Here is a 21,312-nt window from a genome sequence, read left to right on the forward strand (position 1 = left end):
CCTTTCTCTCTTTCATAGGAGTTGAAGCTGATGTATAAAAAATTAGGGCTTATTGCCTTCGCAATTCTTTTCACAATGGGTATTTTCTCAAATAAAGCCGTAGCCGCAGAGAACCTTGATGATTTATATGTTTTGATAGGCGATGCCATCATGAAAACAAAGGAAGCGAACTGGGATGTCGTACAGGACAATTTGGAACAATTCTCACAACAATGGAACGAAGTAAAAGCTGTTGATAGCAAAAAAACAGCTGAAGTCGATAAACAGTTAAAAAATGCGAAAAACGCCCTTGCTCAATCTGAAAAAGATGCAACGAAAATAAGTGAAAATTTGTCCGCTTTATCAAAAGCGCTTACTTCGTACGAAGAAGAACAAAATCCGACAGATCCGCAAAAAGAAAAAGAAAAGCTAAAACAGATGTATCAATTTATTGATGAAATCGAAAAAATGATTCAAAACAATAATTTTGATCAGGCGGCCATGAAATATCAGCAATTACTTTCCACTTGGACGGCAAACGAGAACATTGTTCGTACCGAAAGCGTTGTTTCGTATGGCGAAATTGAAACACAGCTTGCTTTGTTAAGAATTTCACTGACGCAAACTCCGCCTGATCAAGAGAAGGCTTTAAAGAGCCTCAAGGATCTGACAGCTTCTGTTGAAAATTTTTTAAGCGGGAAAAATGCGGGAAAATCCGCTGGAAATGAATACACATTAAGTGATGTAACAGATTTATTGGAAAAAAGCGTACAGTCGCTAAAAGATCATAACCCATCCGAGGCATCAGAACATTTAAACAAAATATTGCTTATATGGCCGGTAGTTGAAGGGGAGGTTCGGACAAAAGACTACTCCCTATACAATCGCATGGAAACTGAAATTCCCTCCGCAATCAGTTTATTGCAGTCTGACAATAAAAACGTAGAAAAAGCTCAAACGATGATTAGTGAATTGTATGATTCCCTTCAGCTCATCGCAGCCAAAACAAGCTATACGTATATAGATGCTATGCTTATTTTACTGCGTGAGGGATTTGAAGCTCTTTTAATCATCGCCGGTTTGCTTTCATTTTTGAAGAAAACGAATCATGCCGACAAACAAGGTTGGATTTGGATCGGCGTTTTGTGCGGCATCATTTCTAGTGCTATTCTAGCTGTTGTCATGAACATGTTTTTCTCCAAAATAACTGTTGCCGGAAGCCGCGAATCGATCGAAGGAATCGTCGGCATCACTGCTGTTGTAATGATGCTGACGGTTGGCGCTTGGCTTCACAAAAAGTCAAATATCGCCCACTGGAATCAATATATTAAAGAGCATCTCGGACACGCATTGGCAAAAGGAAGCTTGTTTTCCATGGCCTTGCTAAGTTTTCTCTCAATTTTTCGCGAAGGTGCCGAAACGATTATTTTCTATGCCGGAATGGCTCCGTCGATGGAAATCAGCCAGTTAATTTTAGGAATCGCTATCGCCATGGCGATCTTAGTGATCCTCGGGTTTATTATCATCCGCTTTAGTTCAGCGATTCCCGTCCGGCCGTTCTTTATGGGCGCAACGCTGCTTATTTATGTATTATCATTCAAAATGCTCGGAATCAGTATTCATGCCATGCAGATAGCAAACACGCTGCCAACACATTCATTGCCGAATGTTCCTTATATTGAACCAATCGGTTTCTATCCGACGATTGAAACAGTAGTGCCGCAGCTGCTTCTTATTCTTATCATCATCGGCGTAACGATGTATGTGAAAAAAACGGCTGTAAATGAAAAGGCAGTTGTTGAAAAATAAAGGATCTTAAAAGCTTCAATAAAAAAATGTACTTCGGTGAATACCGCAGTACATTAGCTGAATGCACGAGGTGCTAGTTGAACTTATTATTGTTCGACTAGCACCTCAATATTTTTCATTATGGAGTTAATTTTAAATCCGCCCAGTGCGGGTGCGCCTCAACTCTACGCTCCATATCACGGAACGCATTGAGTGAACGTCTCAGCTTACTATAAGCGTCGCCGCCTTCACTCCAACCTAAGTAGCCGATCATTCCGTTATAACCGATCTTTTTTAACTGTCCAAGCAACGCAAAATTATCTAACTCCCCAACATCCAAAGGCTCGATTGTTGCCACTCCGCCAAAACCGTGCGGATTGCGGCTGCTGCCGGACATGTTTACTTGTTTTAAGTAAGGAGCTACCGCTTGAATCGTTCCTTTTAGATTTGTTCCATCTGCCGCATACCAATGGTAGCCGCAAAAGACAATTCCAAGATTAGGATGGTTCAGGCGTTTGCATAGTCTCACTGCATCTTCATGGCGTTCAATCCAGAAGGATAGATGCGTGTAAAGCAAAATGTTAATATTTCTTCGTTCGGCAATCTTCAATGCTTTTTCCAGCCATTTTACTGCGATGTCGTCCCCTTTTGGATCTGAAGGGCGGATATGCTCTCCGACAGATTGAATCGCCAGCTCAACCGTGCTGCACCCTTCCATAATTTCCAGCATCTTTAAAATGCCTGCATTTCTTGGATGGTCCTCGCCTAGTGAAAGATCTAACACAACGTACACGCCTGCGACGTCCAGCCCATATTTCTCCTTTAACGTTTTTGAGCTTTTCTACATCTCTCCATCGCTCTCCGTGCCAGACGGATAAATGGGTTGCGTCATAGCCTATTTCCTTTAACATTTCACATCGAGCTTCAAAACTATAAATACCCATTGAATTATAGAAAGCAAAATCCATTGCGTAAAAAGGGTAAGCCATTTTCCAATTTCTCCTTCCTTTTCCACTGAACGGTTCATTACAGTGATTTCAACGCTTCGCTAATTTCTTTATCTCCTGACATTAAATCGAATGCTTTTCTATACGTATTTGGTTCATCAAGAGCTTGAACAATCGTTCTTGCTACATCCTCGCGAGGAATGTAACCGACAGGTAAGTTTTCAGCTGCGGTAACCAGTCCTGTACCTTTTTCATTCTTTAGATAACCAGGACGAATAATCGTATAATTTAGGCCGCTATTCATCAACACACGGTCGGCATAATGTTTGGCGACATAATATGGCTTAAGGTTTTCCGGCCAGTTCTGACGATTATGGGCTTGGAATGAGCTCACGATAACAAAACGTTCAATTCCGATTTTTTCAGCAGCCTCCATGGCTTTTACAGCGCCGTCTAAATCTATCAGCAATGTTTTATCAGCCCCTGTGTGTCCCCCTGAACCAGCTGAAAATACGATCGCATCGCAGCCTTTGGCCGCTTCGGCAATTTCATCGACAGTGCCTTCCAAATCAGCGAGCACCGCTTCAATTCCTTTTTTCTGAAAATCCTCCAATTGCTCTTGCTTTCGAACCATTGGGCTTGTCTAAAAAGTCCATAAAAACAGAGCGAATGGAGAAAACAATGAGTTTTTCCATTCGCTCTGTTTCCTTATTTTTGAAATTGGTTTGGGAATTTGCGGCCCATTTCAGTATGTTGTGGGCCATTGCCACAATCCCGAATTCTGTTCGGACTTTATGAAGCCCCCGTAACAGAAATCGAGTGAAACGCAAATTGCCCTTGATGTTACCGAACACACTTTCGACATCCACTTTACGCTTCGCATAAAGAGCTGCCTTTTGTTCGTCACCAAGAGCTGCTTTGGCTTTCGCTTTCATTTCTTCATAAATCGTGTTCCAATATACTCGACGATTTCCTTTGGCTTTCGTACACCCATTCTTCAACGGGCAATCCGTACAATCTTCACACTCGTACACTTTCAAATCTTGTATGTATCCAGATGCATTTTTTCTTTTTTGATAATACTTGAATACGACTTTCCGATTGTTCGGACAGATAAAGCAATCGTCTTCTTCGATGTATTTCCAGTTTTGTACTTTTGATAAATCCTTTTTAAACTTTTTACTTTGTTCCTTCAAATAGGTTTGGTATGGGGCTAATAATTCAAAACGAGGTTCTTTTTCTTCGCCAATCGCATATAAATAGTTTTCTTCACTCGCATATCCTGCATCGGCAATGACATACTTGAGTTTCTTTTCCTTCGGCATCGATTCCAATAACTTTTCCATAAATGGTTGGAAACAGCGAGTATCTCCTGGATTTTGATAAATTTCAAATCCCACGATAAATTGATGTTGTGTGGCGAGTTGAACATTATAACCCGCCTTGAGTTGGCCGTTTTTCATATGGTCCTCTTTCATTCGCATAAAAGTGGCCTCATGGTCGGTTTTCGAGTAGCTATTTCGTTCACCTAGAATCTGTTTTTGTACTTTGTATTTTCGTAATCGTGGAAGATAATCCGTTTGAATCGTTTTCAGTTGTTTGGTGAGTTGGGATTTTTTAGAGCGAAGTTCTTTTTTTCTTTCTTTGTCTTCTTCCTGTTTATAATCTTTTTCCAAAGCTTCTATTCTCTCAGAAAGTTGTGCCGATGATTTTTCTAATTCTTCTTCTAATTGTTCTTCTTTTAATTCCTCCAAGGCGATTTGGTGCGCTTCTTGTAGAAACGATTGAATTTTGGCTCGTAGTTTCTGATCATATTTTTCTACGGATTTTCGCCATACAAACGTATATTTGTTGGCATTCGCTTCTATTTTCGTACCATCCACAAAAATATGGTCGAGGTCGATAAGTCCTTGTTCTACTAGTTGAAGGACAAATTGTTCAAATACAGAATCCATCATGTTTGACATACGAACACTACGAAAATCATTTATTGTGCGATGGTCAGGGGTTTGCAATCCCGCCAACCACATCATCGGAAGATTTTCTTTCACCATTTGCGCTATTTTCCGACTTGAATAAACATTTTGAGTGTACGCATATAAAATCACTTTCAATAACATTTTAGGGTGATAGGGTGCACGACCCCCACCAACATAATGAGTATACAACACTTCATCCGGAATCGATTCCACCATTTCATCCACTAAACGGGCGACATGATTTTCAGGAATATACATTTCGATATCTAAAATGCTCATGACTTGACGATTGCAATAAGGTTGGAAAACTAGTTTTTTGCGTTTCTTATTCTTTTGAACCTCTATTTTTTGAATACCCTCTAGAGTCATTTCTAATTGCGTGTTATAATTTTCTTGAATAGTCATTTGATTATTCATAAGAAATCGTCCTTTCTGTAGAATGTTTTTTGGTCAATTTCATTCTATAAAAAAGGACGATTTTTTTGTACCCTAAAAACAGAAAAAAGGGCTGAGCCCAAGGTCGATTCAATCGACTTTTCGGACAGCCCCGCATGAAGCATATTTACTACTTGTTGTCCTACTTGCCCGTTGGCTCCAATGACCAAAACTTTCATCATATCCATCCTTTCTCATATTGATGGTTTTTAAATTTTCTTATCATGTTAAAGCAGGGAAATGCGGAAGCACATACTCGCCTAATTCTTCAATCACTTCTTCGACTGGACGCTGTCCATATTTTAAGTTGATGATGACATGGTTCACACCTGCATCCTGTAAAGCTCCAAGAAATTCGATTACGAAATTTCGTCCCGTACGGAATCCAAGATGTATCGGAATTGGTACATGATTTGGATCTTCCGTTAAGTCAATGTAAAGAGATTGGGAAAATGGCTTAAATTCTTCTGTTAGCGAACGCCAATTATCGATTAATGCTTTTTGAAACTTAATTCCACGCGGATAGTATATCCATCCATCACTATGTTCAGCAATCCATTCAGGAGATTGTCCACTGTGACCTGTTACCATTAATGGTATATCTGACAATTTTGGTTTTGGCAGCATATCTCCACTTGTCATATGCACTCGTGTCGTGTTAATCGTCGGAAAATGGTCACGCCAAACCTTTCTTATAGCAGCTACTGATTCTCGGAATAATTCGCTCCGTTCTTCTGGATTCACAGAAAATGCTGGAAACTCGATTGGACGGTCACCAGTTGCGACGCCGAGAATGAGTCTTTCACCAGATAATCTGTCTACAGAAGCTGCCGCTTTTGCCACATGAAGTGGGTGACGCAGCGTTAAAATAATGCTTCCAGTTGCTAAAGCAATCTTATCGGTGTGAGCCGCAACATACCCTAAATACGTAAACGGATCATACATTTGTCCAACATCTCCGAAATTTGGATCGCGCAGCGGCACATCTCTCACAAACAATGAAGCGAAATTCAGCTCTTCTGCTCGTTTTGCCAGCTTCATTTGCTTTTCGATATTCATCTCAGGGACGTCTCCCATATACGATTCAATCGGAAAGAACAGCCCTAAAGTCAGTTTGTTCTCTTGATACATGCGTGAATACCCTTTATGATTTTTAAATTTTTCCATTGTTTTTACCACTCCTAAAGAAAAGGTGGGCCGTATATAAAATATAAAGGAAAGGCCCTGTTTAAAATAATTTGTTTTACAGATATGAACAATATTTATAATTTGTACAAAAACATATATTATATCTGTAACGAACTTTTTATGATGCAGCCGCGGCAATAGCAGCATCGTCTTTTATCACTTTGTCAATAATGGCGCTGCCAAGACAAATCTCACCTTCATAAAATACCGCTACTTGCCCTGGTGTCACAGCCTTAACTGGTTTTTCAAATTCTACAAACACCGTTCCATCCGGACGAATATGGACACGCACCTTTTGATCCTCTTGACGGTAGCGGAATTTAGCTGTACATGCAAACGTACTAAGACGAACATCCCTATTTATCAAGTTCAGGTTTGATGCAATCAGTCCAGTAGAGAACAATGCCGGATGGTCTTTGCCTTGAGCAACAAGTAAAACATTGTTGTCTAAATCTTTATCGACGACATACCAAGGTTCTCCTGTTCCTTTGCCGCCGATGCCAAGCCCTTTTCGTTGGCCGATTGTGTAATACATTAAACCATCATGAGTACCGAGCACTTCTCCATCAAGCGAACGAATTTCTCCAGGCTGTGCCGGCAAAAAATTCTTTAAAAAGTTTTTGAAATTTCGTTCTCCAATAAAACAGATTCCGGTACTATCTTTTTTATTGGCGGTAATAAGGTTCAATTCTTGGGCGATTTTTCGCACCTCACCCTTCGTTAACTCACCCAGCGGGAACAGAACTTTAGACAAATGGTCCGATGTTAGCTGGCTAAGAAAATACGTTTGATCTTTATTCGCATCTTTTCCACGCAGCAAGGTGATTTGGCCATTTTCTCTGTTGATTCTTGCGTAATGACCCGTTGCGATATAATCCGCATCAAGTGAAAGAGCATAGTCAACAAACGCTTTAAATTTAATTTCAGTATTGCATATTACATCTGGATTCGGTGTTCGGCCTCGCTTCAGCTCATCCATGAAATACGTAAATACACGATCCCAATATTCTTTTTCAAAGTTGACGCCATAGTAAGGAATCCCGAGTTGGTTGGCAACTCGTTTAACATCTTCATAATCCTCAGCTGCCGTACATACACCATCATCATTCGTATCATCCCAGTTTTTCATAAATACCCCGATGACGTCGTACCCTTCTTTTTTAAGAAGGTAAGCAGCTACAGAGGAATCCACTCCTCCAGACATTCCGACGACTACTCGTTTTTTCTTCAACATCATTCACCTCCTAAAACTGAAACGTTTTTGATTACAGTTTTATTTAAAAAAAATTTTTGCCGCAACAAACTATTTTGTTTCAGGCATGAAACGAACTTTTTGAGCTATTATTATGAATTTCATTAATGATATCTTGAACCGTCACACCTTTTAAATAGTTTAAAAAATGTTCTTCTGCATTATGAAAAATACGAATGAGTATATCTGACAGATGTTTGCCTATTATACAGTTGTCATTGGAATCGGGACATTTCGGCACAAGCGTTTCCTCACTAGTGATTCTAAAAATTTTGTCTAACGTAATTTGTTCAGGCTGAGCGTTTAACGAAAATCCGCCCTTTGCCCCTTCTTTAGAAGCAATTATATTTTCTTTTCTTAATATGCTTAAGATTTTTCTTAATCTTACTGGGTGGACAGAAACACTTTGAGAAATGTCTTCACTGGTTACTCGCTGATTTTGCTTTTCAGCCAGATACGCAACGCAGTGAACGGCAATCGAAAAATCGCTATTCATATTGAATCTTCCTCCTAAATGTAATAATAATCATTACAGTTTATATTGTCAACTTAAAATTACTTCTTTTCATCAGCCGCAAATAAAAAATTCGGATCATTGGCCTAAACTTAGTGTCGAGTAGTAATGATAATAAGCGATATAAAGCCCATTAGAAAAAAACAAAAATTAGCATTTTAATCATGATTCCATTCAACTATATGAGCTGCGATTGCTGAAGCTTTGCCAGAGCATCGATTCATTTCCAAACGATCAAAGTTAGTCATGTACAGTGTTTACATGTAGCGCAACGATTAAAAAATTCTTTGTAAAAAATCTTCACATTGGCAGAAACCTTTTGCTATTTCATTATAGACATGATCGATAGATTTACTATACAATTATCTGCTCATTGTGTCTATATAGACTGACATCAGAGAGCAACCTGCTAGTTAAGAAAGAATACTATCAAAATCGAGTAGGAGGGAGCGATTAACTCCCGTCCTCTCACACCACCGTACGTACGGTTCCGTATACGGCGGTTCAATTAAGTATGACGTAGTGCTTGATATCTTTCGAATAGACTTCTTAACCCCCGACGCTTCCAATAGGAGTTGTCGAGGGTTTTGTGTAGAATGGGACTGCAGGCAATCCGCCAATATTTCTTGCGTGTATTGCCCCATTCGAATGCTTTATGGCTTGGAACTTCTAATCCTCTGAGTTTCCGAATTCTTGTTTTCGGGGTTTTCCATTCTTTCCACAAACACATCCGAAGCCTTCGTCTAATCCATTCATCAAATTCTTTGAACTTACTTGGTGTTTCTGCCAAGGCAAAATATCCGCACCATCCCATTAAATACTTGTTCAGTTTCTCAATCCTTTTCTCCATTGGATACGGTTTCGACCTTGATGTAATTTCACGGATCTTGTTCTTCAAACGTTTCACACTTTCGTTCGCAATCCGTACCTTTGGAGTCTTATTGAGTGTGAAGCTGAAACCGAGAAACTTCCGTTTCCAAGGACGGTCTACCGCCGATTTCTCTTTATTTACCTTGAGCTTTAACTCCTTCTCGATAAAGTTCGTAATGGAGTTCATGACACGAATTCCTGCTTTCTTTGTTTTCACGTAGATGTTACAGTCATCCGCATACCGAACAAACTTATGTCCACGTTTCTCAAGCTCCTTATCCAATTCATGAAGCATGATGTTTGATAAAAGTGGACTAAGCGGGCCGCCTTGAGGCGTTCCCATGCCCGTTTCCATTACCACTCCATTGATCATCACGCCTGATTGAAGATACCGGCGGATTACCTTCAGTAGAATTCGATCTTTGATCGTTTTCGCCAAGATCCCCATCAGTTTGTCATGATTCACCTTGTCATAGAATTTCTCTAGGTCTATATCGACTACCCAACGATCTCCTTCTTTGATATAACCCTTTGCTTCCCTAACCGCATCATGTCCCCTTCTGCCTGGGCGGAAACCATAGCTATGGTTCGAGAAGGTCGGATCAAAGATTTTCGTCAACACTTGGGCAATCGCTTGTTGGATGAAACGATCCGTCACGGTAGGGATCCCTAGAAGCCTTACTCCACCGTTCGGTTTCGGGATTTCGACTCGACGGACGGGTAAGGGCTTGTAGGTTCCTTCTCTCAACGACTGTCGAATGGAGTCCCAATTTTCGTAGAGGTGTCTTCGTAGGTCTTTTACGGACATGCCATCTACTCCGTGACCTCCTTTATTCTGTTCGACTCGTTTCAGTGCCGCCAGGAGATTTTCCCGTGACAAAATCATTTCCATCAACATTGATATCCTCTCCACGTGAACGAATTCTTCTATTTGTGCCATCTTCTGCTCCACCCTCTTGAAGTCCCCCGTGGGATTCACCACTTCCTCCTTCAAGTAAGTCCTATCGGATTGTCTGCTTCCACACAGAAGATGAACGCCTAGCGATTCGTTCTCCTTAATTGTTCAGTCCTTCCATCTCTTCCATCTCGAGCTTGAAAGAGTACTATGACTTCTGCTGACTTCTGACTGTTCAGCTATCTATCACTAGATAGGTTACCAAGGTTACTTGGCGTGCCAGCCAGACCTCCCCGGGTAAGTACATGCACTTTCACACCATCTATCCGCCTCATTTACTCGATATGACCTTCGACAGAAAGAGCTTTGTTTTGTTTCGCAAACTCACTCAATCATACCTAGCCTTATATGAGGTTCGTGTTCCGAGAGACCTTAAAGTTTGCCGCTCGCTTCCTTCAGATTCCGCGTCGCCACGGACACCCTTTCGTTGAGCTAACCTCTACTTCTGTCTTCGGGGTTCGGGACTTACACCCTATAGTTCATGTACATGCCGGGCGCACACAAATACTCCTCTTTGAAAAGGTGAATCTCAAAGAGGAGCAGAGAGCTTTCATTTTATTTTTCCACGCTTATCCAGTTGGCGGTATTTAGAGTTCCATAAGTACGGAAAGTTTTATCTTGCATAAGCCCGAGTAATCTGCTTCCAATCTGGTGCAAAAATTACGGAATTTCAATACGGTTTTCGCCTAGTTTATGCTTTTGGTTGATGCAAACCCCGTCTAAATTTATTGAGACGCTTTCGTTTGAAATAATTTTATACCTAATCCTATAAAAATAATCCCCGATAATTTGTTTAATAGGTTTGCTATTTTTGTGTTTTCCCTTAGTTTTTCGGTTGCGAATGAAGCAAAATATGCAACGATTAAACACCAAAGAGTGCCTGTAATAATAAACGAAATTCCTAAAATCATAAAGGGAATGGGACCGTAAGGATTGTCTGTCATAATAAATTGCGGGAGAAAAGAAATAAAGAATAACGCCACTTTTGGATTTGTAACATTGGTTATAACTCCCTGCATATAGATCTTTTTGAATTCTAAATGCTGTAATGCTGAAGCTTCAAATGCTAGGGATGAATGTTGAAACAACATTTTTATACCAAGATAAACCAAATAAACAGCACCCATTATTTTAATTGCAGTAAATAATACAATAGATTTTGCTAAAATAATAGACAAACCAAAAGCAGCTAATAAAGTGTGGATGAAAGAACCTGTTGAAATTCCAAGTACAGAGTAAATACCTGCTTTTCTGCCTTGTGATATACTTCTGCTAATAATATACATAGTGTCAGTGCCAGGGGTTAAATTCATAAATATGGCCATAAGTAAATAAATTCCGTAACCAGTTATTCCAAACATCTGTACAGCCCCTTCTTACCTCTAGTCAAGTGTTTTTTATTAAATAATTTGGTTTATATAGATTTTATTTTGGAAGGAAGGGGTACCCCTTCCTTCCAAAATAAATTTTCGCATGACAAATAGACCTCACGATTTCCATTTTTTTCGTCAGGTCTTTGTGATATAATCTTACTTACGATTACTGATGCATTGTTGCCTTTTCGTAATCGTATTTCAGATTATGTGTGATAAGGTGATAAGCCGATTTCAAGAACTTATTCACGCATGCTATGGACGCAACTTTATGAGGTTTCCTCTGGGGTTGCGTTTTTAATTTATCATAATAATCTACAATATGATTTTGTGTGTTTTTCCGTAGTTGGATCATGGTCTGGATCATGTAAAATAGAATCTTTCTAAGTTTGTTATTTCCTCTTTTATTAATCTTGTCTTTATAAAAGGTATTCCCAGATTGATATCTCATAATATCAATACCGACGTAAGCATTCAGTTGTTTATGGTTTTTGAATCGTCGAATATCTCCTAATTCTCCAATTAAACGAACTGCAGTCGTTTCTCCGATTCCTGGAAATGAAATTAAAATCTGATACTCTTGTTTATCTTTCGATAATTTAACCATCTTTTGGACAAGTTGATCTCTTTTCTCCTTCAAGTCTGCAATCCGTTTGGCATAATCCCGCACTTGTTCACAGCGAATATCATCTTTTGAAATTGCTGGATACGCTTCTTTTGCTGCTTCGATTAAAGCGATCCCTTTTTCTTCAGCACGTGCCAATGATAAGTTTTTTCTTGTGTTGGCTTTTAAACGATTACGAATCACTGTTTTTGAACAAACTAACACATGATCCGGATGAGGGTATAATTGAACGACATTCAAAAATAAAGCAGAACGTTTACTGAATAGCTTTTCTAACTCGGGAAAACTCAATTGTAGAATCGCATGTAAACGACTATATAAATGCGTCATTTCACTACTTAATTCATCATAATATCTCGTCATTGCACGCATTTGTTTATAATATTCCCCTTCTTGATAAGTTTGTTCACGTTCAACTCTAAAGTGAGTTTTCGCAAGTTCATGAGCGTCGCTTTTATCTGTTTTTTGTCTCCTCATTGAAGCCATTTGAATATTCGCTTCGAGTGGGTTAACTCGATAATACATATAACCTTGATCACCTAAGAATCGTTCTAGTGGTTTTGAATATACGCCTGTTGCTTCAAAGACAATATCAGGTGCCTGTGCATCTTTTTGTGTTAAAGATATAAGGGTTTCGTTTAATTTCTCGAAAGAGTAGCGGTTATGGGTTATTTCACCCTCATATTCGCATTGACGATAACGGTCATAAATGACCATTGTACTTTTCCCCATACTGACATCAAATGCCACTACGTGTTTCATATTTTCTGCCTCTCCTTTTTAGCCAAACATAGAAGTTCTTCACATTGCCTTATTGATTCCATTTTCTTATACACGGTCTCTTCGGACCCAACATACTAAACTGATTCAAATAAGGATGTGAAGTTGGTCTGTTTTTAATACGGACTCTATTTGGTCCCAGGGGATGTTCGACCTTCCTTCACTTCTACTATAAAAAAATAGTAGCACAAACCTTGGCCTAGGTCTGTACTACTAATGTTAGTATGTTTTTCCACTTAATTCACTAACAGCCGTCGCCGATGAAGTCGTTCAGAACTCTTCGGTTCGACTAACCTGCCCATAGTGGAACAACTCTACTCCTTTTTGATTAAAGCATCCGTAACTTTAAGTATATTTCACCGCAAACTAAAACATAGAGATACATTTAACATAGGTATTCAAATTAATATGTAATGGACCTACTCAACAGGTTAGTTAAGCTGAATTTTCACCCTTCTTTTCGTGGGACCCTTGTTTTGAATTTTAATAATGGAAAAGTCGTCAATTTCAGTTGTGTTTCGTTTTGGAAAATCGTTTCAATTCCTTATAGTTAAGATAAAAAGAGGTACACTTCTAAATATTGGTATATGGGCTTGTAAATAGTTTCAATTCCTTATAGTTAAGATAAAAAGGAAAAATATTCAAAAATCAGGTATGATATATATGGGTTTCAATTCCTTATAGTTAAGATAAAAACCCCAAAAAACGTTGATGTTAGTATGTTTTCTAAATAATGGCGGATGTTGGTTTTAATTATATTATAACGAACATGGAAAATTTTCGCAATGGCCCATTATTCTGCTGTTTCCTTCAAAAAACAGCTGTCGTCGATCTCCAGGGATTTTTAGACGATTGGAGGTCGACGACTTTTTTCACACTTGGGCGATGTGATGTACTGCGATTGTTTCAAAATTCATACCAGAAAAAATATCGTCATTGTTTTGAAACTAAACCTTGCCTTCTCCAGCTAGCCTGCCAATTAGTCAATCATGAAGGGATCTTCACCACAGATGACGAAGTTAATTTGCTCTTCCATAGGAGTTCAATACGTCTAAACGTTTCCGAAGAAAAACCAACATTTGGTTAAATGCTTTTTTAGCTGATTCTTCGTTATATTTTGGAGAGAATGGGTCACTAAATCCATGCTGTCCGTTAAACTTATGAACCTCGACATTATTTTTGTTATCTAAAGCCGAAATTAACTCATCAACATTAAATGATTTTTCTTCTTGCGGAAAGAACAACAATGTAGGGCATTGAGGTGATATTTCCAGATAATTTCTGATACGAGAACCATAATACCCAATGATTCCATCAACAAGTTGTTCTTCACTACATAGCCAAGCAACGGTTGCTCCTACACTGAATCCGACGACAAATATTTTTTTATATTCATCCTTAATATCCGATAACAAATTTTTAATTATGACCAAAGCATCTGTAAAACCTACGTTTTCCATAAAATTAGAGTAAGCATCTTCCTCTTGAGAATAATCAAAAGGTGTTTCCCGTTCTAACAAATTAGGACACAAGACATCAAAGTCAAATTCAGATAATAATTGACAAACGTATTTCATATGTTGATTGATTCCATAAATTTCATGAACAATGACAATTGCCGTATCAGAATCTTTTTGTATGCTAATCATTTTTGTGCCTCCATCAAAACTGTTGCACCTACTTTAAATTCTTTTTTTCTTTTTCATCACTATACTACCAGCAGCGCAGCAATCTTTATTTTTCAACTCAAGTTTATATATCAATGATTTTCAACAACTTCTTCAATAATTGAATTTCCTTCCGTTTCCTTATCATCGAGCCATTTCCAATTCTCATACAGTCTAATTCGCCCATCTGGTAAGATTTTTGGAGTAGAAGTACATTTTCCGCCCCTAATCTCGTTTTTGATATTCACATGGTTATACCTAAACTCTAAGCATCCATCTTCTTTTACTATCCCAATTAAGAATCCTTTTATAATTTCTCCACCGCTATACGTTGCTGAGATTATATTTCCTTCTTGTTTATATTCAAAAAGCGTTTCTGAAGAAACTTCTCCATTATCTGTATTTTCAATTGAAACAAACTTGCGGCCATTATAATTTATCACAAACAACGCTCCTCTAATTTTTAATTTCCACTATTTTACCACATGTTTTATCCTTTTTTAGCCATCAAATTTATTTTCTCATGTTCAACTATTTCACAAGGGATACTTTGAGAAATACTTAATACCTGTGGTGCTAGATAAAGATCACAGGATATAAAAATAGCCCTTGCATGGAAAATTCCTTTAAAATGAAAGTGCTACCAAACATTTAAAAGGAGAAGTCCCATGCAAGAGCACTTTCATTTTACAACAGACGAAGCGAAAATTCAAAAACAATATGCAGCGATTTTGTTCTTTGTATCTGGACAATTGTCTTTGATTCAGATGTATTTACAACGCCGAAATCACCATTTGTTGAAGCAAGAAGATGAAGTCATCATCGCCGTCCATGTTCTTGGAAAGTTGTTAGGTTTTACATCCGAACGAGCTTGGCACCGATTTGTGATCGGAAACTTATTTTCGAAAGATTTATTTCCTGAACGTTCTCGATATAACCGCCGTTGTCGAAATCTTGGCTTTGCCGTCAAATGGATACGATATCAACTAGCCAAACGTGGGCAACATCACGCTTATGCGGTAGTGGATAGCTTACCTATTGAACTCTGCCACCACGCACGAATGTATCGCGTCAAACGGTTTCAAGGAATCGCAGATATCGGGTATTGTGCATCCAAAAAGATGGCTTACTATGGGTTTAAGCTTCATCTCCAGATCACTGACCAAGCGCTTCCGATGGGATATGTCGTCACCGAAGCATCCTGTCACGACCGGACAGCTGCGGAAACCGTGATGGCCCAACTTCCTCATCCGTATACACTTGGTGACAAAGGATATGTGAGCCAAGACTTGCAAAAGAAGCTGTATGATGAATACAAGATCACTTTTTGGACGCCCGTTCGGAAAAACCAGAAAATCCATCAATCGAAAGCATGGAAACGATGGATGAAACGAAAACGCAAAATCGTCGAAACCGCGTTCTCGGTTTTAGTGGATTCATTTCGGATCACGAAAATTCGCGCCAATTCGATCTCTGGATTTGAAACGGCGCTTGATGCCATTTTGTTGGCCTATTCGCTCGTTGTTCTTGGGCTAGTTGAGCGTTGACGCTCAACTAGCACCATGGGTATACTTAATCAGATTTTCTAGTGCGGAATCTGTCAAAAAGGGATTCCTACATTCAGCAGGAATCCTTGATACATCCAATGCCGAACTTAAATTTTAGTACAAGAAGGCGGGGTTATCGCTCTGCCTTTAGCTTCTCCGGATTCCTTCCTTTCGTTCCCCCGAGTTCAGCAGAAGTTAAAAGTAGATCTCCATTTTTGATACCGCTTTTACTTTTAATGAAAAAATTATTCTTGAGTTAAATAATTGAAATGTTTATCAGTGATATATGTTAGATCAATTCCAAAATTCATCTTATTTAAAATAGGTTTAATATATTCTATTAAATGTGCACCAGCCTCAAAATGATCAGGAAATTTACTAATATAAAATGAATTGTTATTGTCACAATTTGGCTTATGCTCCACTAATCCTTCAATTACTTCAATAATTCGACCGACAATATTTTCTTCTAATTTTTCCTCTGAAATTATTACAGTGTGGATATAATTCTCCGCGCCTTCAAATGAATTTTCATCCTCTATTTCCTTTAAAATTGGAAAATCATCCAAAACACTTGGTCTTCTGTAATCTAAAATCAACAGCATACAGATAGTTTCATTATCTTGATTATCTATACGAAACAATTCTAGATCTCGCAATTTTAGCATTCTTACCAATTTGAACATTAAATATCATCTTTCTAACTTTGGATTCCTTTTTCATTGAAGTATACTAAAGAATTTAGAATAACTATACTATACTTCATATAAAATTATATCCGTAAGTTAGAGTAAGCTGAATACACTTTGAGATGAATAACTTATACCGAGAAAAAATTTTTTATGGTTTTTCCGCAACTTTGATCGTCTCAAAAATAAGGAATATGCTCACTGATCTACCTTCCATACATATAAAAGAGATGCACTTCACATCAAGTGCACCCCAACAATTGACTGAGAACCTTTATTTAAAAGCCATCGCAGCTTTTACAGCTTTTTGCCAGCCTTCATATAATTTGTTACGTTTTTCTTCATTCATAGTTGGTTCGAATGTACGGTCAATGTTCCATTGTGTCGCGATCTCTGATTGATCTTTCCAATATCCTACTGCCAAGCCGGCTAAATAAGCCGCTCCAAGAGCAGTAGTTTCATTGACAACAGGACGTTCAACAGGGACACCTAACAAATCGCTCTGGAATTGCATTAGAAAATTATTTTTTACTGCCCCGCCATCTACACGCAAGGTTTTCAAGGAAATACCCGAATCCGCTTCCATAGCAGTCAGCACATCTTTTGTTTGATAGGCAAGGGACTCTAAAGTTGCACGAACAAAGTGTTCTTTTTGCGTTCCCCGTGTCAAACCAAATATAGCTCCTCTAACATCGCTGTCCCAATACGGTGTTCCTAGCCCGACAAACGCCGGTACTACATATACACCGTCTGTGGATTCTACACGTTCTGCATATTGTTCGCTATCAGCAGCATTTTTTAACATACGAAGTCCATCTCTTAACCATTGAATGGCAGATCCTGCAACAAAAATACTTCCTTCTAAAGCATATTCCACTTTTCCGTTTAATCCCCAAGCAATCGTTGTTAATAGTCCGTGGTTAGAAGCAACAGCTTTTTCGCCCGTGTTCATAAGCATAAAGCAGCCCGTACCGTACGTATTTTTCGCCATGCCTTCTTCAAAACAAGCCTGACCGAATAGTGCTGCTTGCTGATCCCCAGCCGCTCCAGAAATCGGAACTTCTTGCCCAAAGAAATGATACGGAACTGTATGTGCATAAATTTCTGAAGATGGACGTACTTCCGGAAGCATGGATTTAGGCACGGTTAAAATTTCTAACAGTTCATCATCCCATTTCAGCTCATGAATATTGAACATTAATGTTCTTGAAGCATTTGAATAATCCGTCACATGTGCCTTTCCACCCGAGAGCTTCCAAATTAACCAAGTATCAATTGTTCCGAATAAAAGCTCTCCTCTTTCCGCTTTTTCTCTAGCCCCTTCAACATGATCTAATATCCATTTGACTTTTGTTCCTGAAAAGTATGCATCAATTAACAGACCTGTCTTTTCACGAAATGTATCATTTAATCCCTTCGCCTTTAACTCCTCACAAATATCTGCCGTTTGCCGTGATTGCCAAACAATGGCATTATATACCGGCTGACCTGTGTTTTTATCCCAAACAACCGTTGTTTCGCGTTGGTTCGTAATTCCGATGCCTGCAATTTGCTCAGGTTTTATTCCTGACTCAGACAAGGAAGTGGCGATGACGGATAAGATGGAACCCCAAATTTCATTGGCATTATGCTCTACCCAGCCTGGTTTAGGAAAATATTGCGCAAATTCTTTTTGTGAAATATGAACGATTTCCCCTTTTTTATTAAAAATGATCGCACGTGAACTTGTCGTTCCTTGGTCTAGAGCTAAAACATATGTTTCCATTTTCTTCACCTCATTTTTTTATTAAAATTATAAACTCAACTTTCGCACACAGAAATATTTAAGCATTGCTTGATATAATTAGGTATAGTGGCCAACCATTTATTCATTTGATTTTTAAAGATGTCCATGTTCAAAGAAACCTCGGCTTCCGCCAAAGTTTGGAAAAGGTCAATAAGTGATTGAAGGGCAGTAATAAAATCTATGTCTTTTACATCTTCGCAAAGGATGTAAAAAAGGTTGCCAATCGTCTTAGGATCCTCCTCTTTTCGCATTTGCCAAGCAATGAGAATATATCGTGTAAAAACAATGGTTGTATGGCTAATTAACATGTCGTAGGAACGTCCCTGGAATTCTTTCTCTAAATTTAAAAGGGATTTATTGCATTTGAAGAAGACTTCAATGTCCCAACGCATGCCGTAAATACGAATGATCTCTTCATTTTCTAATGTTGTATCTGTGCTGAGAATGGCAAGCCATTCGCTCCGTTTATTACGGTTTCGTACAAATAGAATTTTTACTGGAATTCCATTGTCTAAAGTAGCATAAACGGATCCGAGAATGTCTTTTTTACCCATGTGAGGTTTTGCCAATTTGTAAAGTTGATTCAGTGTGAAACGTTCACCATTGTAAACGTATCGCTGCTTTAATTGCTTCACCAAGCCAATGACAAATAACCCTTTGTTCGTAATCTTCTCAATTAAAGGCGCTTGTGTAAACCAGGAATCCATGAGAACATAGTCAGCTACAATCCCTTTTTCAAGCGCGTGATCAAGTAAAGCTGAAGCCACGTCCGGTTTTGATTTCAGAGCTTCCTGGCGACGCTTATAGCCAGATGTTCGTTTATCAATATTGGTATTGATTTCTTGCAGGCGATTTTCCTTTTTCGGTGAACTTAGAAGAGCAAAATCAACGGGAATAAAAGTAAAACTATCGGTCCAGCCAAGGGTAAGCATTTGAAACCCTTTCAAGTACTGATGGGTAGAGTGATCAAAAACCTTAGCCAACAGTTCAACCGACTTACTACGGTTTCTTGAAAAGACAGAATCATCAATCACAAAAGCTGTGACACGATCTTTTGAAGTTAATGGTTGAAGCAGACGGATCATTTCACTGCTTAATGAAAGCAGAAACTTTCTCCAATGATAGGTTGGTGTATTTAAAAAGCGATAGACTGTATCCTTTCCGGGCAGATCCTGAGATCGTTTACTCATAAAAGCACGAAACCAGTTCTTATATTGGAAGACTAAAAGAAAAATCAGTTTGAAAACAGTAAGACAAGAATACCCGGAAAGTTTCGTAATATTCGCTTTTCTTAAATGATATCCAATATTTAATTCGGAAAATCCTTGTTTAATTTCTTTTGGTAATTGCGCAAAGTAGTCTTTATTCGTTATCATAGTGGTGACACCTTTCTTTTGGATTTGGTTTCGTCACCAATATTTTACCAAAAGAATAGGTGTCTTTCTTTATGTTTTAAAAAATGTCAAATGATAATTTTGTACTTCCCAAAACCATTTACATCAAGCATTTAAACAAGATTTTGGACTGCGAAAGCTGAGTTATAAACTTAAAGTGTTGCTTTCGTTTTCTTATAGACATTCAAGCTTTGTTCTTTATTGCTTACTAGCGCTGCCACAACGATAACTGCTACAACAATTGTGAAAATCCAAAAAGTAGAGGTACTGACTCCTTCAAAAGCCCATTTATAAAATAACGCTCCATACGTTCCCCCAATAATCGGCCCTACAACAGGAATCCAAGCATAACCCCAGTTAGAGCTTCCTTTACCTGGAATCGGCAGAATAAAATGAGCAATTCTCGGACCTAAATCACGGGCAGGATTGATGGCGTAACCCGTAGTTCCGCCTAAGGAGAGACCTATTGCAACGATGAGAAATCCAACAATGAACGGGTTCATTCCTTCTGCAAATTTATTCGCTCCAAGTGCCAACAATCCAAGCAACAAAATGAATGTACCAATGACTTCACTTAAAAGATTCGCTGCAGGATTTTTGATTGCAGGATCTGTTGAGAATACGGCTAATTTTGCACCTTGGTCATCGGTTGCTTTCCAGTGGGGCAAATAGTGCAAATAAACGATCACAGCACCGATAAATGCGCCAATCATTTGGGCAATAATATAGGTCGGTACATCACTCCATGGGAAAGAACCGATTGCAGCTAATCCGATGGTTACAGCCGGATTAAGATGGGCTCCGCTAAATTGACCTACAGCATATGCCGCCATCGCTACGGCAAGACCCCATCCCATCGTAATAACAATCCAGCCTGAATTTTCAGCTTTTGATTTTTTAAGTACAACACCGCCGACAACTCCACCCCCAAAAACAATCAAAATCATGGTGCCAATTAACTCACCTAAAAATGCAGACATCAAAGTTTCCTCCCTTTTCATATATTTGTTATCTCTTGCGAAAAGACTACAATTTTGGTCAATAAAAAAGATCCGCAGCAAATTCCCCCCTTAGTATGCAGGCTGCATACAGGGAATTACTGTGGATCTCCATTTCTCCATCACAAATATTAACTTGATTTCAGATTATTACAAAAAGAAAGCGTTGTCAATCACTTTTTTTTTGAATTATGATATTATTTGTTTTGAAGTAAGTTAAAGGAAATGGGACCCATGAGCCTAATATGAATTTTGCAACAATTCAAAAGCAAAGGCTTGATTACGATTCTTTACCTGATTGGAGAAAAGAATCAATAAACGCTAATGCGTCTTTCTCATCTTCTCCATCAGTCATCACTTTGATCGTCTGTCCCTCCATTATGGCAACGCTCATAAGCTGAAGAATACTTTTCGCGTTAATCCTTCTGTCGCCGATCATTAACTCAACCTTGCTTTTATACTGGTTTACTTTTTTCACAAAATCTGCTGCTGGTCTGGCATGCAGACCATTTTCAATGGTCACTGTAATCTCTTTTTCGATCATTA

18 protein-coding genes and 1 pseudogene are annotated in these 21,312 nt (G+C 38.7%); 2 read left to right on the forward strand and 17 right to left on the reverse strand.

Annotated elements, in window-relative coordinates; genetic code table 11:
* Positions 1–30 precede the first annotated feature (30 nt).
* Positions 31–1,788: an FTR1 family protein gene (locus NSS70_RS16505; protein WP_339197232.1), complete on the forward strand. Its 1,758-nt coding sequence runs from the start codon at positions 31–33 to the stop codon at positions 1,786–1,788.
* Positions 1,789–1,906: 118 nt separating this feature from the next.
* On the opposite strand, the gene NSS70_RS16510 is transcribed toward NSS70_RS16505, so the two are convergent.
* The 12 genes and pseudogenes from NSS70_RS16510 to NSS70_RS16565 all read right to left on the reverse strand — a co-directional run bounded on the left by NSS70_RS16510 (position 1,907) and on the right by NSS70_RS16565 (position 14,795).
* Positions 1,907–2,560 (reverse strand): sugar phosphate isomerase/epimerase family protein, encoded by a 654-nt coding sequence (locus tag NSS70_RS16510; RefSeq protein WP_339197235.1) that lies wholly within the window; start codon positions 2,558–2,560, stop codon positions 1,907–1,909.
* Positions 2,561–2,793: 233 nt separating this feature from the next.
* Positions 2,794–3,348 (reverse strand): annotated as a pseudogene (locus tag NSS70_RS16515) (SDR family oxidoreductase); the annotation flags it as partial.
* On the reverse strand, positions 3,299–5,110 hold the full coding sequence (locus NSS70_RS16520) for an IS1182 family transposase (RefSeq protein WP_339197238.1): 1,812 nt from the start codon (positions 5,108–5,110) through the stop codon (positions 3,299–3,301). The pseudogene NSS70_RS16515 and the gene NSS70_RS16520, both read right to left, overlap by 50 nt.
* 44 nt (positions 5,111–5,154) lie before the next feature.
* Complete coding sequence (locus NSS70_RS16525) at positions 5,155–5,310, reverse strand: hypothetical protein (protein WP_340881980.1); 156 nt, start codon at positions 5,308–5,310, stop codon at positions 5,155–5,157.
* Between the two features lie 40 nt (positions 5,311–5,350).
* Positions 5,351–6,295 (reverse strand): LLM class oxidoreductase, encoded by a 945-nt coding sequence (locus tag NSS70_RS16530; RefSeq protein ID WP_063387217.1) that lies wholly within the window; start codon positions 6,293–6,295, stop codon positions 5,351–5,353.
* Between the two features lie 139 nt (positions 6,296–6,434).
* A complete protein-coding gene (gene mnmA / locus NSS70_RS16535; RefSeq protein WP_339200031.1) occupies positions 6,435–7,547 on the reverse strand; it encodes a tRNA 2-thiouridine(34) synthase MnmA in 1,113 nt (370 codons plus the stop codon).
* Positions 7,548–7,629: 82 nt separating this feature from the next.
* Positions 7,630–8,064 (reverse strand): RrF2 family transcriptional regulator, encoded by a 435-nt coding sequence (locus NSS70_RS16540; RefSeq protein WP_339197244.1) that lies wholly within the window; start codon positions 8,062–8,064, stop codon positions 7,630–7,632.
* A 526-nt stretch (positions 8,065–8,590) separates the two neighbouring features.
* Positions 8,591–9,850 (reverse strand): group II intron reverse transcriptase/maturase, encoded by a 1,260-nt coding sequence (gene ltrA / locus NSS70_RS16545; RefSeq protein WP_340882555.1) that lies wholly within the window; start codon positions 9,848–9,850, stop codon positions 8,591–8,593.
* Positions 9,851–10,632: 782 nt separating this feature from the next.
* Positions 10,633–11,268, reverse strand: a complete 636-nt coding sequence (locus tag NSS70_RS16550) for a LysE family translocator (RefSeq protein ID WP_066250976.1) — start codon at positions 11,266–11,268, stop codon at positions 10,633–10,635.
* A gap of 178 nt (positions 11,269–11,446) precedes the next feature.
* On the reverse strand, positions 11,447–12,667 hold the full coding sequence (locus NSS70_RS16555; protein WP_063388609.1) for an IS110 family transposase: 1,221 nt from the start codon (positions 12,665–12,667) through the stop codon (positions 11,447–11,449).
* Positions 12,668–13,704: 1,037 nt separating this feature from the next.
* A complete protein-coding gene (locus NSS70_RS16560) occupies positions 13,705–14,334 on the reverse strand; it encodes a dienelactone hydrolase family protein (RefSeq protein WP_327856089.1) in 630 nt (209 codons plus the stop codon).
* Positions 14,335–14,444: 110 nt separating this feature from the next.
* Entirely contained in the window at positions 14,445–14,795 is a 351-nt protein-coding gene (locus NSS70_RS16565) for a n-acetylglutamate synthase (RefSeq protein ID WP_198318546.1), read from the reverse strand.
* A 225-nt stretch (positions 14,796–15,020) separates the two neighbouring features.
* On the opposite strand from NSS70_RS16565, the gene NSS70_RS16570 reads away from it, so the two are divergent.
* Positions 15,021–15,899 carry an IS982 family transposase gene (locus NSS70_RS16570; protein WP_339196453.1) on the forward strand — a complete coding sequence of 293 codons (879 nt, stop codon included), beginning with the start codon at positions 15,021–15,023 and terminating at the stop codon, positions 15,897–15,899.
* Between the two features lie 245 nt (positions 15,900–16,144).
* Here the strand turns inward: NSS70_RS16570 and NSS70_RS16575 are convergent, their stop codons facing one another.
* The 5 genes from NSS70_RS16575 to NSS70_RS16595 form a co-directional block, all read right to left on the reverse strand.
* Positions 16,145–16,585, reverse strand: a complete 441-nt coding sequence (locus NSS70_RS16575) for a hypothetical protein (protein WP_094244569.1) — start codon at positions 16,583–16,585, stop codon at positions 16,145–16,147.
* A gap of 277 nt (positions 16,586–16,862) precedes the next feature.
* Complete coding sequence (gene glpK / locus NSS70_RS16580; protein ID WP_340881985.1) at positions 16,863–18,353, reverse strand: glycerol kinase GlpK; 1,491 nt, start codon at positions 18,351–18,353, stop codon at positions 16,863–16,865.
* Positions 18,354–18,388: 35 nt separating this feature from the next.
* Entirely contained in the window at positions 18,389–19,750 is a 1,362-nt protein-coding gene (locus NSS70_RS16585) for an IS4 family transposase (protein ID WP_340789351.1), read from the reverse strand.
* 170 nt (positions 19,751–19,920) lie between these two features.
* Positions 19,921–20,748, reverse strand: a complete 828-nt coding sequence (locus NSS70_RS16590) for an MIP/aquaporin family protein (protein WP_339197254.1) — start codon at positions 20,746–20,748, stop codon at positions 19,921–19,923.
* 298 nt (positions 20,749–21,046) lie between these two features.
* A complete protein-coding gene (locus tag NSS70_RS16595; RefSeq protein ID WP_063387209.1) occupies positions 21,047–21,310 on the reverse strand; it encodes an HPr family phosphocarrier protein in 264 nt (87 codons plus the stop codon).
* Between the last annotated feature and the right edge of the window lie 2 nt (positions 21,311–21,312).

It is taken from the genome of Aeribacillus sp. FSL K6-2848 (genome assembly GCF_038004325.1).
Lineage (GTDB): Bacteria > Bacillota > Bacilli > Bacillales > Aeribacillaceae > Aeribacillus > Aeribacillus composti.

Excerpts from the sequence above, each read along its gene's own strand:
- NSS70_RS16555 (WP_063388609.1), bottom strand. The coding sequence starts at position 12,667 with ATGAAACACGTAGTGGCATTTGATGTCAGTATGGGGAAAAGTACAATG.
- NSS70_RS16595 (WP_063387209.1), bottom strand. The coding sequence starts at position 21,310 with ATGATCGAAAAAGAGATTACAGTGACCATTGAAAATGGTCTGCATGCC.
- glpK (WP_340881985.1), bottom strand. The coding sequence starts at position 18,353 with ATGGAAACATATGTTTTAGCTCTAGACCAAGGAACGACAAGTTCACGT.
- NSS70_RS16590 (WP_339197254.1), bottom strand. The coding sequence starts at position 20,748 with ATGTCTGCATTTTTAGGTGAGTTAATTGGCACCATGATTTTGATTGTT.
- NSS70_RS16530 (WP_063387217.1), bottom strand. The coding sequence starts at position 6,295 with ATGGAAAAATTTAAAAATCATAAAGGGTATTCACGCATGTATCAAGAG.
- NSS70_RS16585 (WP_340789351.1), bottom strand. The coding sequence starts at position 19,750 with ATGATAACGAATAAAGACTACTTTGCGCAATTACCAAAAGAAATTAAA.
- NSS70_RS16525 (WP_340881980.1), bottom strand. The coding sequence starts at position 5,310 with ATGATGAAAGTTTTGGTCATTGGAGCCAACGGGCAAGTAGGACAACAA.
- NSS70_RS16505 (WP_339197232.1), top strand. The coding sequence starts at position 31 with ATGTATAAAAAATTAGGGCTTATTGCCTTCGCAATTCTTTTCACAATG.
- NSS70_RS16570 (WP_339196453.1), top strand. The coding sequence starts at position 15,021 with ATGCAAGAGCACTTTCATTTTACAACAGACGAAGCGAAAATTCAAAAA.
- NSS70_RS16560 (WP_327856089.1), bottom strand. The coding sequence starts at position 14,334 with ATGATTAGCATACAAAAAGATTCTGATACGGCAATTGTCATTGTTCAT.
- NSS70_RS16550 (WP_066250976.1), bottom strand. The coding sequence starts at position 11,268 with ATGTTTGGAATAACTGGTTACGGAATTTATTTACTTATGGCCATATTT.
- ltrA (WP_340882555.1), bottom strand. The coding sequence starts at position 9,850 with ATGTTGATGGAAATGATTTTGTCACGGGAAAATCTCCTGGCGGCACTG.
- NSS70_RS16540 (WP_339197244.1), bottom strand. The coding sequence starts at position 8,064 with ATGAATAGCGATTTTTCGATTGCCGTTCACTGCGTTGCGTATCTGGCT.
- NSS70_RS16520 (WP_339197238.1), bottom strand. The coding sequence starts at position 5,110 with ATGAATAATCAAATGACTATTCAAGAAAATTATAACACGCAATTAGAA.
- NSS70_RS16575 (WP_094244569.1), bottom strand. The coding sequence starts at position 16,585 with ATGTTCAAATTGGTAAGAATGCTAAAATTGCGAGATCTAGAATTGTTT.